10 protein-coding genes and 3 pseudogenes are annotated in these 14,771 nt (G+C 68.3%); 11 read left to right on the top strand and 2 right to left on the bottom strand.

Features of this window, described 5'->3' with window-relative positions; genetic code table 11:
• The first annotated feature begins 131 nt into the window (after positions 1-131).
• The 10 genes and pseudogenes from ACFIF2_RS34535 (at position 132) to ACFIF2_RS34490 (ending at position 11,998) form a co-directional block, all read left to right on the top strand.
• A complete protein-coding gene (locus ACFIF2_RS34535; RefSeq protein ID WP_395577239.1) occupies positions 132-1,340 on the top strand; it encodes a hypothetical protein in 1,209 nt (402 codons plus the stop codon).
• A 371-nt stretch (positions 1,341-1,711) separates the two neighbouring features.
• Positions 1,712-1,966: pseudogene (locus tag ACFIF2_RS34530) on the top strand (3'-5' exonuclease); the annotation flags it as partial.
• 157 nt (positions 1,967-2,123) lie between these two features.
• On the top strand, positions 2,124-2,315 hold the full coding sequence (locus ACFIF2_RS34525; protein ID WP_395577268.1) for a hypothetical protein: 192 nt from the start codon (positions 2,124-2,126) through the stop codon (positions 2,313-2,315).
• Complete coding sequence (locus ACFIF2_RS34520) at positions 2,312-2,908, top strand: AAA family ATPase (RefSeq protein ID WP_395577267.1); 597 nt, start codon at positions 2,312-2,314, stop codon at positions 2,906-2,908. Before ACFIF2_RS34525 ends, ACFIF2_RS34520 begins: the two co-directional genes overlap by 4 nt.
• 1,348 nt (positions 2,909-4,256) lie before the next feature.
• A complete protein-coding gene (locus tag ACFIF2_RS34515; protein ID WP_395577238.1) occupies positions 4,257-5,147 on the top strand; it encodes a phosphotransferase enzyme family protein in 891 nt (296 codons plus the stop codon).
• Positions 5,144-7,090 carry an ATP-binding cassette domain-containing protein gene (locus ACFIF2_RS34510; protein ID WP_395577237.1) on the top strand — a complete coding sequence of 649 codons (1,947 nt, stop codon included), beginning with the start codon at positions 5,144-5,146 and terminating at the stop codon, positions 7,088-7,090. Before ACFIF2_RS34515 ends, ACFIF2_RS34510 begins: the two co-directional genes overlap by 4 nt.
• A 501-nt stretch (positions 7,091-7,591) precedes the next feature.
• Entirely contained in the window at positions 7,592-7,819 is a 228-nt protein-coding gene (locus ACFIF2_RS34505) for a hypothetical protein (protein ID WP_395577236.1), read from the top strand.
• The gene (locus ACFIF2_RS34500) at positions 7,812-8,888 is read left to right on the top strand and encodes a PleD family two-component system response regulator (protein ID WP_395577235.1); all 1,077 of its coding nucleotides are present in this window, start codon (positions 7,812-7,814) and stop codon (positions 8,886-8,888) included. The genes ACFIF2_RS34505 and ACFIF2_RS34500 overlap by 8 nt, the downstream gene beginning before the upstream one ends.
• A gap of 1,226 nt (positions 8,889-10,114) precedes the next feature.
• Entirely contained in the window at positions 10,115-10,294 is a 180-nt protein-coding gene (locus ACFIF2_RS34495) for a hypothetical protein (protein WP_395577234.1), read from the top strand.
• 186 nt (positions 10,295-10,480) lie between these two features.
• Positions 10,481-11,998 (top strand): helix-turn-helix domain-containing protein, encoded by a 1,518-nt coding sequence (locus ACFIF2_RS34490; protein ID WP_395577233.1) that lies wholly within the window; start codon positions 10,481-10,483, stop codon positions 11,996-11,998.
• 494 nt (positions 11,999-12,492) lie between these two features.
• Here the strand turns inward: ACFIF2_RS34490 and ACFIF2_RS34485 are convergent, their stop codons facing one another.
• Both ACFIF2_RS34485 and ACFIF2_RS34480 read right to left on the bottom strand, forming a co-directional pair.
• Positions 12,493-12,906, bottom strand: coding sequence for a GNAT family N-acetyltransferase (locus ACFIF2_RS34485; protein WP_395577232.1), 414 nt, complete (start codon positions 12,904-12,906; stop codon positions 12,493-12,495).
• A gap of 418 nt (positions 12,907-13,324) precedes the next feature.
• Positions 13,325-13,414, bottom strand: a pseudogene (locus ACFIF2_RS34480) (IS5/IS1182 family transposase); the annotation flags it as partial.
• 262 nt (positions 13,415-13,676) lie between these two features.
• Between ACFIF2_RS34480 and ACFIF2_RS34475 the strand changes: the two are divergent.
• Positions 13,677-13,952: pseudogene (locus ACFIF2_RS34475) on the top strand (HNH endonuclease); the annotation flags it as partial.
• Positions 13,953-14,771 lie beyond the last annotated feature (819 nt).

Raw genomic sequence — 14,771 nt, 5'->3', positions numbered from 1 at the left:
TAGGCCGACGAAGCGGCCGGGCGTCGCAGCGACGAGCAGGCAGCCACCCAGCCGACCCGGCCGATCCGGCGGTCTTGTTTGGGCCGCGGGCCGATCATCCTGGGCGCCCGCTTCACACGAAGGAGTCCAGCGTGCACGGTGAGCAGCCCTCGAATCGGGAAGCCTGGGTCGTCCTCGGTGGTGTCCACCTCCTCAACCGCACCGCGCCACGCCGACCAGGCGAGGCGATCGTGCTCATAGGGGTGCCACGGCAGGAGGTGTGCCAGCCCGCCACCACGGTGATAGTCCGCTGGAGCGCGCTGGGGCCCTGCCCGGCCGAAGCGCTGCTCTCTGGGGGCACTCGGCTAGGCGCGGCCAGGATCGACGGCAGCGAACTGTTCCCCGACGGCATCGCCGGCCCCGGCCTGCGCGACCTGGTCGGCGCCGAGGCCGCTCCCGGCCTGGTGCCACTGTGCTACCTGGCCGCAGATCCAGGCGGCGGCTACCACGCGTACGCGCAGATCCGCTTCCACCCCGAGGACGCCTGCTTCGTCCGCACCACCCGAGAGCCAGTCGGCCACGGCCCCGTCAGGGAACTGCGCTGGCTCGGGCCCGTGCTGACAGCGCACGCAGAGTCGAGCACGGCGCTCAACAACCACCTGCGGTACTTCCGCAAGCACTTCTCCGGCACCGAGTTGGAATACAAGTACACCCTCGACCCGGCACCGGACATCTGGGCCGCATCCATGGAACTGCTCAAGGCACTGCGCGACGGCAAGCTGGACGGCTGCCGTCCGGAGTACCGGGACGAATTTCAGATCCACCACACCGAGAACCATCTGTTCGACGTGACCGGCCCGGAGCCCGAGATCGGTTACGCCTCCTTCATCCCCACCGTCACCGCCGGGCACGTACTCAAGCGGAAGTGGTTCACCGAGGACATCTTCGCCCGTCGCGAGGAACTCACCCCGGGCCTCGACATCACTCCCGACCGCTTCGAGACGTTCCTGCGCGAAGACCTGGGCCTCCAGGTTCGGGCCATGCCACCCTTCCAACGCGTCCGCTACGACATCCAGTGCGAGTCGATGCGCACCGGACATGTCTACGGCGTCTTTCTCGACCGCTGCTCTCTCCTGGCTGCTCCCGACGTGGTGCTTTCCCAGTGCGAACTGGAGTACCTCCGCTCGCGCAGCATCCTCGATCACGACCGGGACGAGGTCCTCATCGAGATGGAGCGCATCAACCTCTGGCTCTGCGAGTACCTCGCCCGTCACGGCTGGGCGACCGAGCACACCTTCTACTCCAAGCGCAGCTTCCTTCGCGACGCCATCGCTCTCCACCCCGACCTCACTGCGTCATGACGACCAGGCGGACCCGCGGAAACCCCCGCAGGAGGTACTGCAACCCACATGAGTGATCGAGCGCAGCATCACAGCCCGCCCCGCCCGAGCGGCAGCGCCTCCGAGCGACTGCACGCCCTGTGCTGCCCGGCCTGCTGGCCACCGCCCTCATCTGCGTCGTCAACTCCGGCCTGTCCACCTGGTCCACGTCACGCGCCGGACGGCTGGAGGCCAAGCAGAGCGGATCCCGACCACAGCCGTTGTCACACGATCACCTGGCCGACCGCCCAGTGAACCCGGAGTCGGCCGAGAGCAGCTGTTATCGCGAGAGAACTGTCTTGCCTCGAGTCGCTCGCCAGCCCTTCGTCGCACACTTGAACGGACTTCACACCATGAACTTTGCTACCTGGCCCGCGTTGCTCGTCGTCGACGTCGAAGGCAACGGCACCAACCCGCCCGACCTCGTCGAAACCGCCGCGCTGCCCGTCCGGGACGGACGTCCCGACAAGAGCACCGCGGGCTGGTGGCTGACCCGCCCAAACCGTCCCGTCACCCCCTTCGCCACCCGCGTCCACGGCCTGACCAACACCGACCTCGCCGACAAACCAGCCTGGGCCGACGTCGCCGACCAGGTACGCGCCTTCCTCGGCAACACCTGGATCTGCGCGCACCACGCGCACACCGACTACCGCGTCCTGGCCGCGCACCTGCCCGGCTGGGAACCCGTCGGCGTCCTGGACACCCTGCGGCTGGCCAAGGGCGACCTTTCCCGACCTGGGCACGTACAGCCTGGACAAGCTGATCGTGCATGTACAGCCCGACCTGCGCGAAGCCCCCGGCTCCAGGCATCGGGCCACCTTCGACGCCTACGCCACCGCGCAGCTCCTGATCGCTATGGCCTCTCGCTACGACACCTGGGACCAGCTGGCCGCCGTGGCCGTGCCGCCCGGCCTGCCCGGCGCCCCCGAACCAGAAAGGGACCCCACCCTGTGGTGACCTCCTCCAAGCCCTTGCGGATCGCGGTGCTCGGCACCCACTCCACGGGCAAGACGACGCTCCTGAAGCGCATAGAGATTCAGCTGCTCGGCCACAGCCTCACCGTCGCGCGCACCGGCCGCCTCGGCAAACGCGCCGCCGCGGCCGGCCTGCCCAAGATGCAGCACCACACCGCGCAGTCCACCGAGTGGATCATCGCGCAGGGTATTCTGGACGAGACCTATGCCGCCGCGCAGGGTGCCGACGTCGTCCTCATCGACCGCGCCGCCCACGACGCCGTCGCCTACTTCGAGGCCGCGATGGCGTTCCGGTCCGAGGCACCGCCCCGGCTCGAACGTGAACGGCTCCTGACCCTCGCCTCCACGCCGCTGCCCAAGTGCGACCTGCTCTTCGCGACCGTGCTCGACAAGAGCGTGCCCGTCGACACCAGTCACGGCTATGACGCCGGATTCCGGCGCCTCGTCGACGACCGCGTGCACCGGCTCCTGGCCAACGACGTCGTCCCCCACCAGCGGGTGACCAGCGACCCCGACAGCCAGGCCCACGCCGTCGATGTCGCCGTCCAGCGCTGTCTGAAGGAGGAGCTCGTATGATCCCCGCTCCTCCCGCCGGCCCCATCACGACGACAGGCTGCGGACGAGCCCAACCTCTTCCATCCCGACGCCGTAGAGCACGCGGCCGCAAGACGGCTGGCCTCCTTGTGCCCTGCGCGCACAGGCACCAGCACACAGGAACGATGCCCACCCATGCTGCCCGATAGGCCCGCTATGACCGGGCCCAGCCGCTACACGGCCCTCCTACCCCGCACCCAGTACACGGCAGCCCTCGCCCGGGACTTCGTCTCCAGCGTCCTGGCAGTCTGGGACATCGACGACGCAGACAACGCCTGCCACCCCAGCCTGTCCGCGCTTCTGGACCAGGCAGACCAGGCCACGCACCCGACAGTGCAGGTGAGCATCGAACGACAGCCGGAGGGCAACGTACGGATCGAGATCACACCCGGGGCAAGACAGATGGGAAGTAGAGCTCCCTGCAACCAACGGCCCTCACCGTTCTCATGCGTCACGGGCCAAGAGCACGGTGGTGGCCGCGATCACCCTCCCGCGCAGCCGGAGGCGTGACGGTCTTCAGCGGCCTGACCGAACTGGCGTACCAGGTGCATGTACACCACCGCGTGGTGTCCATGCTGCCGGGATGTCACGCACCGCCCGTCAGTCCGCGCCGCCCGTCAGATCGTCCATGCCTCGCGCGGGCGGCGACCGCGTCCAAGGGGCTGATGCTAGCGGCCGTCGTACCCGTTCACGGGGCTGGCGCTCCGGAGGGTCATCCGGCCTGAAGCCAGTTCCGGCCACGTTGCCGGGCGCTGGATTCCGGGCTGCGGCTGGTCGGGCCGAGAATCCTTTCTCCTGGTTTCGCTGCAGGTCACCGGCCCCGGGCTGGCACAGTCGTCTGCCCGCTGCCGGGCCGCGAACAATGACCGGATCACGGTGCCGTCCCCGGTCGGTTGTCAGTGGCGGCAGCGAGGGTGCGGCGCAGAGCATCCACCTCTTCGCCGAAGGAGTCCGGTGACGTCGCCACCGTCACGCGATCCGCTGCTCGGGCTACGGCCGCGCCCTGTCCCCCGTGAGGCTGAATCGAACAGCCTGTGCCGGAGGCGTAGGCGTGCAGCACTTGCCTACCAAGCCGGGAGCCGAACGTGCACTCGATCCGTCGCCCGGGGTTGACCGTGTCTGCCCTGTGATCAGGGACGTTGTCCGGGTGCTCTGTCCGCTTCCCCGCTCTCGAGGAGAATTCCGTGAATCCCGTCCGCGTGCTTACCGCCCTCCCTGCGTTCGAGAACCCTCCCGCTCAGGCCGTCCAGGCCATCGCGTTCCGGCGTCCGGTCGACGCCCGTCGTGCCCTGTTCGCCTCGGCATCACGACCGTCATCGGGGTGGGGGGCATGACCAACCCGAGCACGCCGCCGCCCGCCCTGCTCGCGTGGGCCAGCCGGGTCCTCGGCGCCCGACCCCGCGTCCAAGAAGTGTCTTCTCCACGTGAGGCCTCCCGCGTCTGGCAGCTCGTACTGCCCGGGCCTGTCCGCTTCTACCTGAAGATCTCCCCCAAGGCCGTGATGTACGAGCGCGAGACTTTCGCGCTCCGCAGCGCGGCACCGGCGCTCGGCGCCGGAGGCGCGCCACAGCTGCGTGCCTCGAGCGCTCACCACTTGGCGCTGCTCCTTACCGCCGTTGCAGGCTGGCCGCTCAATGAGCTGATGCTCGCGCCCTCGGAGGAAGCCCGCGCGTATCGGCAGGCCGGCGCGCTGCTGGCCCGCCTCCACGCAGTCGGTGACCTGTCCGGTCCTCGGCGTGCCGAGGCCGAACGGGCGCTGCAGTCCGCAGCCGATGGCGCCGACGGGCACCTGGCGAGGGCCGGGGACCGGCTGAGCGCACCGGAGCGGAAGCTGGTGCGCGATCTGGCCGAGCAGTTGCGGACCCTGCCGCCGCTGCCACTGGCGTTCATCCACGGCGACGCGTGGGACCGCAACATCCTGTGGTCGAAAGACCTGCAGCAGACCGGGTGGATCGACTTCGAGAGGTCCCGGCCGGCGACCGCGGTGCAGGACTTCGTGCTGATGGCCTGCTCCACCTGGGTCGACCGGCCCGACCTGCGGGCCGCATGCCTGCAGGGCTACGGCCGCAACCTCACCCCGCAGGAGCAGCACGCCGTGACGTGCCTGGCCGCGCTCGACGCGGTCAGCTGTCTGGTGTGGGGGCCGAAGCTCGGAGACCCGGGCGTCACCGCGCGTGGACGGCGCACCCTGGACCGGCTGATGGCGGGGGTGTTCGCATGAGCGCACCGCACGACAAGACAGCCGCCGCCCCCGCCCTCGGCAAGGAGAACGGGCACCGCGAGAGGGTGGTTCTGCCGGCGGCCCGGGAGGGCGCACTGCAGCCGTCGGCGCCGCCGGAACTCGACTACAACGGGCGTAAACACAGGCGGGCGTTGGACGACGCCTCCTTGTGGGAAATGGCCCGCAGGATCCCCGCGGCACTGTTGCAGACGGCCCGCCTGGCCTGGTCGGTCGACCGGCGCATGGCGGGGACGGTCGTCGTGTGCCAGCTGCTGTCCGGCATCGGCACGGCCGTGATGCTCAGCGCCGTCGCTCAAGGGCTTCCGCAGCTGATGGCCGACGATCCCCGCGAAGGCCTGGCCCGCGCGTGGCCGGCGCTGACCGTCGCCGTCGTCGCGATGGCCACCGGAGCGGCCATGTGGATCCTCGCGGACTGGGCGACCCGACGCCTGAACCCGAAGATCGCCTCCGCGGCCGATCTGCAGCTCGTGGATCTCCACATGCGCGCCGAACTCGCCGCCTACGACGCGGCGGGATTCGCCGACCGCAGCCAGGCGGCGGAGATCGGCGCGCTGCGCGCCGTCGACCTCGCCGACGACGCCAAGAGCCTCACCAACGGGCTCGTCCAGCTCGCCTCTGCGGCCGCGGTGCTCACCACCTTGCACCCCGTGCTGCTCGGTGTGCTGCTGCTGTCCGTCATCCCCCGCGGTCTCGGCGGCGTGCTCGCCGCACGGGTCGACTACCGCGTCCACGACCAGACGATCTCCGCCCGCAACGTCCGCGGGATGATGCGCTGGTGGCTGACGACAGCCGAGCTCGCCGACGAACTGCGGGCCAACACCATGCGCGGCTACCTGCACTTCTGGTACCGGTCCATGTGTGACCGGGTCGAGTCGAAACAGGTCGCCGGAGCCCGCCCGTATCTGCGGATCACGCTGCTGGCCGCATCCCTCGGCGGCCTGTTCACCCTCGGCATGTGGGCCTCGCTCGCCGGACTCGTCCTCGCCGGAGCCATGTCGACAGCGATCGCGGGCACCGCGGTCGTCGCCTCGCAGACCGCCGGACGCGCCCTGAACTCGATCATCCGGTACTCGACGGTGATGTTCCACCACGGCCTCTACCTGTCCGACTACTACGAGTTCATCGACGAGGTCCGCGCCATGACCACGGCCCGCGGCACCGCACACGCCACACCCCCGCGGCAGATCCGCCTGCAAGACGCCTCCTACACCTACCCGAACAAAACCACCGCGGCCGTCCAGCCGATCACGCTCACCCTCAACCGCGGCGAAGTCATCGCCCTGGTCGGGCTGAACGGAGCCGGCAAGTCCACGCTGATCCGCATGATCACCGGCCTGACCCTCCCGACCGCCGGACAGGTGCTCTGGGACGACACCGACCTGGCCGACACCGACGCCGAATCGGTATGGCGGCACGTAGGCCTGGTACCGCAGAAGAACGGACACTGGCCACTCGCCGCCCGGGAGAACATCACCCTGGGCCAGCCCCGCGAACACGGCGACGACCGGATCTGGGACACGGCCGAACGAGTCGGCATGACCAAAGCCCTGCGCGAACTCCCCCACCAGCTCGACACACTGCTCGCCCGGCAGGTCTGGGGCGGCCACGAACTCTCCGGAGGCCAGTGGCAACGCCTGGCCTGCGCGAGAGCCATGTACAGGCAGCCGGCCGTGCTCGTCCTGGACGAACCGACCAGCGAGATGGACGCCCGAGGAGAACACCAGATCTTCCGGGAACTACGCGCCATGGCCCCCGACCGGATCACCGTCGTGGTCACCCACCGCCTCGACAACGTACGCATGGCCGACCGGGTCATCGTCCTCGACCACGGCCGCATCCGGGAACAAGGCACCTTCGACGAACTCGTCGCAACCGAAGGGAGCCTGCTCGGCGAGCTGTACGCCCTCGCCCACGACCGCTGACCTGCAGCCATCGGCAGACGCCCACACGGGGCCGCGCAACCAGCGCGGCCCCGCCACACTCCCGGCACCAACAAGCGCCATGCACAACCCCGAGCCCGAAGCAGTCAACGCCCTCGCCGCCCCGTCCCACCGCTGGGCACGGGCACGACGCAGGACGGAACGTCGGGGACGGCGCGCCGACAGTCGGCGGTTGTCTCCTGCACAGGGCGTGGCTGAGGGCTCCATCCGCAGGAGCTCGCCAGACTGAGCTGCTCTGCAGTGCCGGGCGTTGCAGCAGACCCACAGCGTTGCACAGCAACGTCCTGGCAACAGGCGCGCCGCAAAAGCTTTCGACCGGCAGGAATACACCGTGAACGGCGACAATGCCTGCGCAACAGGAAGTCTGTGCTGCTCCACTTTCGGATCGTGGACTGCAACACCCCCGGCTTCGCCCATCCTGGTACTCCGTCCGAAACCGTCCGGACAAACCCAAGTCCCGTTGACACGCGACGGGTTGGATGAATGGAGACCACAGTGGACCGTCCTCTGCTGTCGCTGAGATCAGCCCTGATCTTTCTACTTGCCCTACTCACCGGCGGGGTAGCAAGCGGGCTGTCGGCAGTTGCCGGAGAGGGCACCGCGCGCAGCCTGCTCGCGGGCCTGACCGCTGCAGGACTGGCCGTGCCCTTCTTCAACCACCTCATCGCCGCCGACGAGGCCGGCACGGACGAGGGGGAGAGCCATGGGTGAACTGCGTCCTTTGGGAGAGGACCTCAACGGTGCTTCCCGAGCCTTGGCCGAGGCGCTGCGTGAACTCTTCGAGAGCCTGCACCTGTCCGTCCGACGGTATGCGGCACGGCGCCGACTCGATCCGGGCACGGTCTCTCGCTACCTGAATGGTACTCGGTTACCTCCGTGGCAGGTCATCAGCGACCTCTTCGCCGATGTTGCCGAACACCGTGGGACCGCAGTCACCACCGAGGCCATCGAGTTGGTACGGGTCCTGTACGGATCGGCCGTGGACGCCGCATCCTCCCCCAAACACGCAGTGGAGATCCTGGAACAGCAGCTGGCCGACGCAGATCATGTGTCCCGACGTTCCAGTGTCCGCGGCGACGTCCTGGGCGATGCGCTGCTGGACCGGACACAGCGCATCGCTGACCTGGAGACGCGGCTCAATCAGCTGGAGGCCGACCGCATTGCCGAACAGAAGCGGGCGGACGCGCTTGCGCAGGCACATCCAGATGTCTCCGGTCTCATCCGGGAACGCGACGTGCTCCAGCTGGAAGTAGAACGCCTGGGAGAAGCCCTGCGGGAGGCACAAGCTCAGCGTGCTGCGGCGGAAGGCCGCTGCGACCTTCTCGAACGCCAGCTCGATGCCGTCGAGCAGGCCGCAGCGGCTGCGCTACCGACAGGACCGCAAAACATGCCCAAGATCCTCATCGTCGATGATCAGCCGGACAACCTACTGGCGATGACCGCAGTTCTGGCGACGCTCGAACAGGAACTGGTCACAGTCTCTTCCGGCCGGGAGGCCCTCAAAGCCCTTCTCGACCACGACGATTTCGCTGTCATCATCATGGACGTACAAATGCCGGAGATGGACGGCTATGAGACCTGCGCTCACATCAAGCGCCGCCCGAGGACGCGAGACGTCCCCATCATTTTCCTGACCGCGATGGGAACGGGCTCCGAACACTCCGCCCGCGGGTACGCGGCTGGCGCCGTCGACTACATCAGCAAGCCCTTTGACCCATGGGCCCTGCGTGCCAAAGTCGCCGTCTTCACCTCCATCTACCTGGAGCGCCACAGCCAGTAGACCGCAGGGCGGCACCACCCGGCCTGGTACACATCCAAGGTACGGGGCCGGGCGCCCGACCGTCCTGTGCTCTGTTAAGGGGAAAACCGGACATGCCCATCGGGCAAGGTCAGGGTGAAACGAGGGGGAGACCAGCGGTGTGCGGCTCGCTGAGGTAGGCGCGCAGCTGCGTCTGGGCCGTGTCGGCCAGTTCGGGATTCCAGCATCCTTTGGCCTCGATGACGACTCTGACTGTGTGCTGGCCGCTGCTGGGGGCAGCGGGTGCTTCGACCTGCAGGTCGGTGCGCAGGCCGGCGGGCCGGTGCGCCGGATCTGGACTCCTGGTGCGTGACGCCCGCCAACTCCTTCTCCTGGTGACGGCTACTCCTACCGGGCCTGGACGCGGCACCCAGTTGCAACCGATGTCCCGACGACGCCTCGGGGGTCGAGTCGATTGGTCCCACCGGTCATCTTCACATGGGGCGGCGGACCGTCGGTGGCACTTGGCCCCCGGCTGGCTGCCGCGTTGGCGAACTGACACTGCACGGCCGACGCCATGATCGCGCTCGTCCTGGGCGAGCTCGTCGTCGCCCACGTGCTGGACGTGAACCCGGCCGACGCCTACGTCCCTTCTCCGGCGTGTGCAGGTCACCGAGCCCTGACTCGTCCGCCCTCGGTTTCGGACAGCGGGCGACACCTGTCGCCCGCTGTCCGGCGACGGCATATATCTACGATCTCTTACGATCGCGCAATTGCACGTCGCCGGTCGTGGTACGCCCTACGTGCGTCCAATTTTTCTCATTCTTGAGCATGACGCGACGCTCGCTGACCATTTCCCCGCATAACGCTACCGCTTCACTTGTAAGCGGATGACCGAAGATGACCGAATGAGTGCGGGGATGGAAATCGGCCGTGGCTGACACGCGTGGAAACGGAAGTCAGGGAGATTTCGGCCCGCAGGACGACAAAAAATCTACCGTCCTGGGGCAACCGGAATTATGCGCCACAGTGAGGCTTTTGGGTGATTAGCTTATCGCACTGTGTATCGGTAGCTTCACCCTCAGATTGCGTGCGGGACCTCGTACAACGTCGTCCAAACCAAGTCCGAAGTCCCGCACGCTCGGTGCAACAATCCAGAAAGGGAGTGCCCTATGGGGCGATCTACCCGCCGGCGCCGCACGGCGAAACAACCTTCCGGCCGCTTCGCTCGTCACAAGCGTAATGTCCGTAACGAAAAGTTCCGTGACGTGAACCGCTTTGGCAAGCGAGCCATCGCCGCGTTCATCGGGCTCGTGTTCATCGGGTACATGCTCATCTTCCGCCCGCAGATTCACGTGGCCGTCTCCTCCGAGGCCGCCACCGTCCTCGGTGCTGCGCTGTCCGGCGCCGTACTCCGCCTCGTCCAGACCCGCCGCCACCGGCACTGAGAGGCCGAAGGCGGGTGGGGCCCAACGCCGACGGGCCCCACCCGCCGACCTCGCGGGGTGCAGACCTCCTGCCGAGCGCGGCCTGCATCCCGAACGGCGCGGCATGTGACAAAACCCGGGGATTTTCGGGTGTATCAGCGCCACGTAACCCGTTGTGAACCCTTTTCGTTACGGACGGATACAACAGTGAGTGACATCTGTGAGTTCTGCGGCTCTCCTCTCCGCTCAGGCCCGGGAAAGGGCCGGCCGAGGAAGTACTGCGGTGCCCCCTGCCGCCAGGCCGCCCACCGGCGCCGCACCAGCACCAGCACCAGCAGCGGCGGCAGCGGCAGCGGCAGCGGCAGCGGCACGGTGCACCCGCCGCAAACGGAGCAGCAGCCCGCGGTGGAGCAGCCGGGGCCCCGGCCCGCGCCGGCCGCATACGCTGCCGGGCACGGTCCGTGCGCGGGGGACGAACTGCTCGCCGAGCTCGCGCGGGACATCCAGGACGGTGCCCGCGACCTCGCGCGGCTACTGCCGTCCCTGGACGGGGAGGAGCCGCTGCGGCGCGTCGTCCAGCTCCAGGAGCAGTTGGACGGACTCACCGCGGCGATGGTCGGCCGGGCCCGCTACCGGCGTGTCACCTGGGCCGCGGTCAGCTCCATCCTGCGGATCAGTGAGGACACAGCCCGCCACCGCTACACAGACCGCTACGTCCTGCGCCGCCTCGCCCGCTTCAACCGCTCCGAGACCGCCCCCACCTCCCTCTCGGCCCTCTTCTCCACTACCTCCGGCAACGCTCGCGACGGGGCCGGGGATCCGGGAGGCGAGCCCGGCGACACGGCCGGCGACCGCGGAGAGGGCCCGGACCAGACCTCGCCCATCGAGTCCTCAGGCGCCGCCTACAACCGGCTCTCACCGATCCTGTCCATGCTGATCCGCACCGCCCAGCTCACCAACAAGGACGTCAGTAGCCGGATCGGCTGCTCCGCCTCCTACCTGTCCCGCATCCTGTCCGGCGAACGCGTCCCCACCTGGGAACTCACCCGCAAGTTCGCCCACACCTGCGGCGCCGACCCCGAAGTACTGCGAACCGTGTGGGAGTCGGAGAAACTCCGCTACAAGGCCAGTAGCCACACCAAAAGCCCGGACACCCCCGTCCTGGCCGCTGCCGAACGCCTCCGCGCCGCTATCCACACCCTGCACCTGCGCGCAGGCCGGCCCACCCCCATCGACGTAGCCGTCGCCAGCCGCTGGGTCCTCACCGCCGGCACCGTCGACTCCCTCCTCGAGGCCGCCGTCCTGCCACCCCCCGAGGTCCTGAACACCTTCGTCCAGCTCCTGGGCGGCGACACCGACCACTTCCACCAGCTCCTCCACGAAGCCCACCACGAAACCACCCCCGAAACAGCCCTCCAGACACCACCCACCCGCGATCCAGCAGACTCCCCCAGCGCGTCCACCCCGGACGACACCACAAACGCACAGCCCATCGCCCCCGGACCGGACGGTATCGCGGGACCCGACGCCGTCATGAAAACCTTCAGCAAAGTCCTCACCGAGGACCGCACCGTCGAAGACGGCCGCGCCCGCCTCCTGCACAAACACGCCAAACAGCACCCGGCCGGCGCCCACCGCCGCCGCACACTCACAACCCTCACCGAAGCCCTCCGCCACCGCGCCCCCCTCCAGCCCGCCACCATCACACCCCTGGGCGGCACCTGACAGCCCGCTGACGATCCGGCCAGAGCCAGACCCCTGGACGTGCGGTACGCAGGTAACTGCTTACCGGACCGACAACATGGGCCGACGTCGGCGGCCGGCTGGACACGTTCATCGACCCCGCGCCGTTCGGCACGCGCGACGGCGGTCCCAGGCCGCAGATAGCCGTCACCATCACCGCTTCGCCCGCCACGGAACGCGGAGCAGACGCGTCTGCCGCAGGAGACGCCGATGCACATGGCCCACGGCTTCGGGTACGTCGACGCGGAGGTGAACCTGCCGCAAGACCAGACGCCGTGAACCAGCACCCGTTCTGATCGCGGGCAGGGGCGCCTATGCCGCCATCTGTGATCCCCGCTCGCGGAGCGAGTGCATCGACGCGCACGACGTCGGGCCGGAACAGGAAGCTGGCCCCGCCCACGCACAGACGGCCCATCGGCCGACTGCCCGCCCGGCGACCATCTGCGCGTGGGCGACCCGAAGGTTCAACGACCGTGTCAGGGCCGTGAGACGAGCGCGGTGCGAACGGTGTCCAGACGAGCGCCGAGGAGGGAAGTCCCGGTCACAGGACGCATTCCGCAGTGGTGAAAGAACGCCCTGCGCACATCGGCACGGTCGGGCTCGGGGTACAGGACGAGACCGTCCAGTCCGGCGGCCTCGGCATCGACGGAGAAGCGTCCCACGAGCGCGCTGCCGACGCCGGTGCGCCGTGAGCGCGCGGCGACGACCAGTTGCACGATGCGCGCCCTGGGCGGCGGAATTTCGCCGGACCCGAAGATCTCACGATCCGTGAACGTGCCTTCGATGAACCCTACGACCGCAGAGCCCGCCAGCGCGACATAGAGACGCTCATAGGGCCGCCAGCCGTGATCGAGAAGAGCTTCGGCGTGGAGACATGCCCTCCGCGACAAGCAAGGCGCGCAGGCCGCTCTCGTGGCCCTCAACCAGCTCGCTTATCTCCACAGTCATGATCCTCACGATAGAGGAACGCAACTCGGTCGGGACGTGATCAGGTAGGACGTGCAGTAGGGAACTACCCCAACTGAAGCCACGGTTGGTTCAGGTCTTCCGCCGGATCAGGACCCGGCCCGGCGGCCGCCGCCGGCATCCGAGGTGCACTGCCGGTACATCGCCGAGTAGGTGGGCACGAAACTGCGCCGGAACCTGACCACGGACGAAACGGAGGTCGCAGCGCTGCGGGAGGCCGCGGGCGACTGCCCGGAGCAGCAAGTGACGTACAAGCCCGTCGCGTAGCCTCCTCCCCCGCCCTGCTGGGCGGCGGTGCGGGCACGGGACCGGCCGCCGGGCGTCTGCCCGGTGACCGGCATCTTCGCGGAGGATCTTGTAGTTCTTCCTGCGGGAGAAGATGTGCTCGACGCGGGCGCGGGGCATGCGATGCTGCGCGTTGTCCTCTTCCTCGTGGTGACGGGCAGCATCGCCTCGACCGAAGAGTGAAGCGACTCGGCCACGTCCCGTTCCGCCAGTCGTTCAATTCAGCCACCCGTGAGCAGCGCCCAGCCGGTGAGAGACAGTGGAGCTGCGGTGGTCACGATTCCTGTACGGCGCGCAGGCAGCGCACGGTCACATTGGGGTTCCGTCCGGTATGACCAATCCACTCACACGGGCGGCGCACTCAGCAAACCACTCAACGCGCCCCGCCGTTGGCCGCTATCAACAGGTCATGCTCACCTCTGTGTTGCGCGGCCTGGCCGCCGCGTCTCTCGCCGTCCTGTCCATCGTCGCGTCCACGCCCGCCCACGCGGCCCAGACGCTCCCCCTCACCCAAGCCGTCACCCGACTACCGGTCGGGACCGAATCCCGTGAGGGCTACGACCGCAACGCCTTCCGCCACTGGAACACCGGGGACGACCCGTCCGACGGCTGCTCCACACGCAACGAGGTCCTCATCGACGAGGCCGTCGAGCCACCCGCGGTCGGGCCCCGATGCCGGCAGTCATCTGCCTGCGCCGATTGTCCAAGAGCCGGCCCAGTGACCAGGCTGTCGGGCCCTGGCGGCAGTGATGCACTGGCGGACTGTCACACTCGCCGGATGAGCTTGGAGAGTGCGCACGGTCGTGCCGTTGATCCGGAGGAACTGCTGCTACGGACAGACTGGAGTTCGGTGGAGCACTGCTGTCCGAACGTTGCTCCAGTGACGCCCGTGATCTTGCGACAACTACTCGACGACGACGCGCGCAACCAGGGCGCTGCCCTCCGCGACCTGCAACAGGCCATCACCCATCAGAACACCTTCTACAGTGCCACGGCCCCTGCAGCGTCATTTGTCGCGGCGATCCTCGGGCACCCGCGGACTCTTGCCATCGTCACTGACAAGAGACGGGGAGAAGCTTCACATTCCACTGAGGAGCCTGGATTCTTCCTTCGCGTCGGCCTTCTGGACTGGCTCGGCAGCACCGCCGAAGACGCCAACGAAGAGTCACCTGACGGGTATGCTGTCGACATCGAAGCGTTCCGCGTCCTTCGACCCACCCTCTTTGATGCCATCCACCCCTTCCTTGCGGACCGCGAGCCGGAGATCCGCAGGGCCGCCCTGGCCAGTGCACTTCCGTTGCTTACGTCACCCGTCCTAGCTCATCACGTCGAAGCTCTACGCAAGGATGCCCGGGCTCTTGCTGCCGACGACTCCCCGTACCGGCTGCGGGCGATCGAAACACTCGCTCGCTGGGGGGAAGACGTCACTCTCTTCCAGCAAGGCACGGACATGCAGGTGCATGCAGAGGGCTACGCGGACGACCCGCCATTTTGAAACGACCTT

Source organism: Streptomyces sp. BK79 (genome assembly GCF_044142145.1).
Classification (GTDB): Bacteria; Actinomycetota; Actinomycetes; order Streptomycetales; family Streptomycetaceae; genus Streptomyces.
Note: the sequence above shows the minus strand (reverse complement) of the source record. Positions and strands in the feature narration are given on the sequence as shown.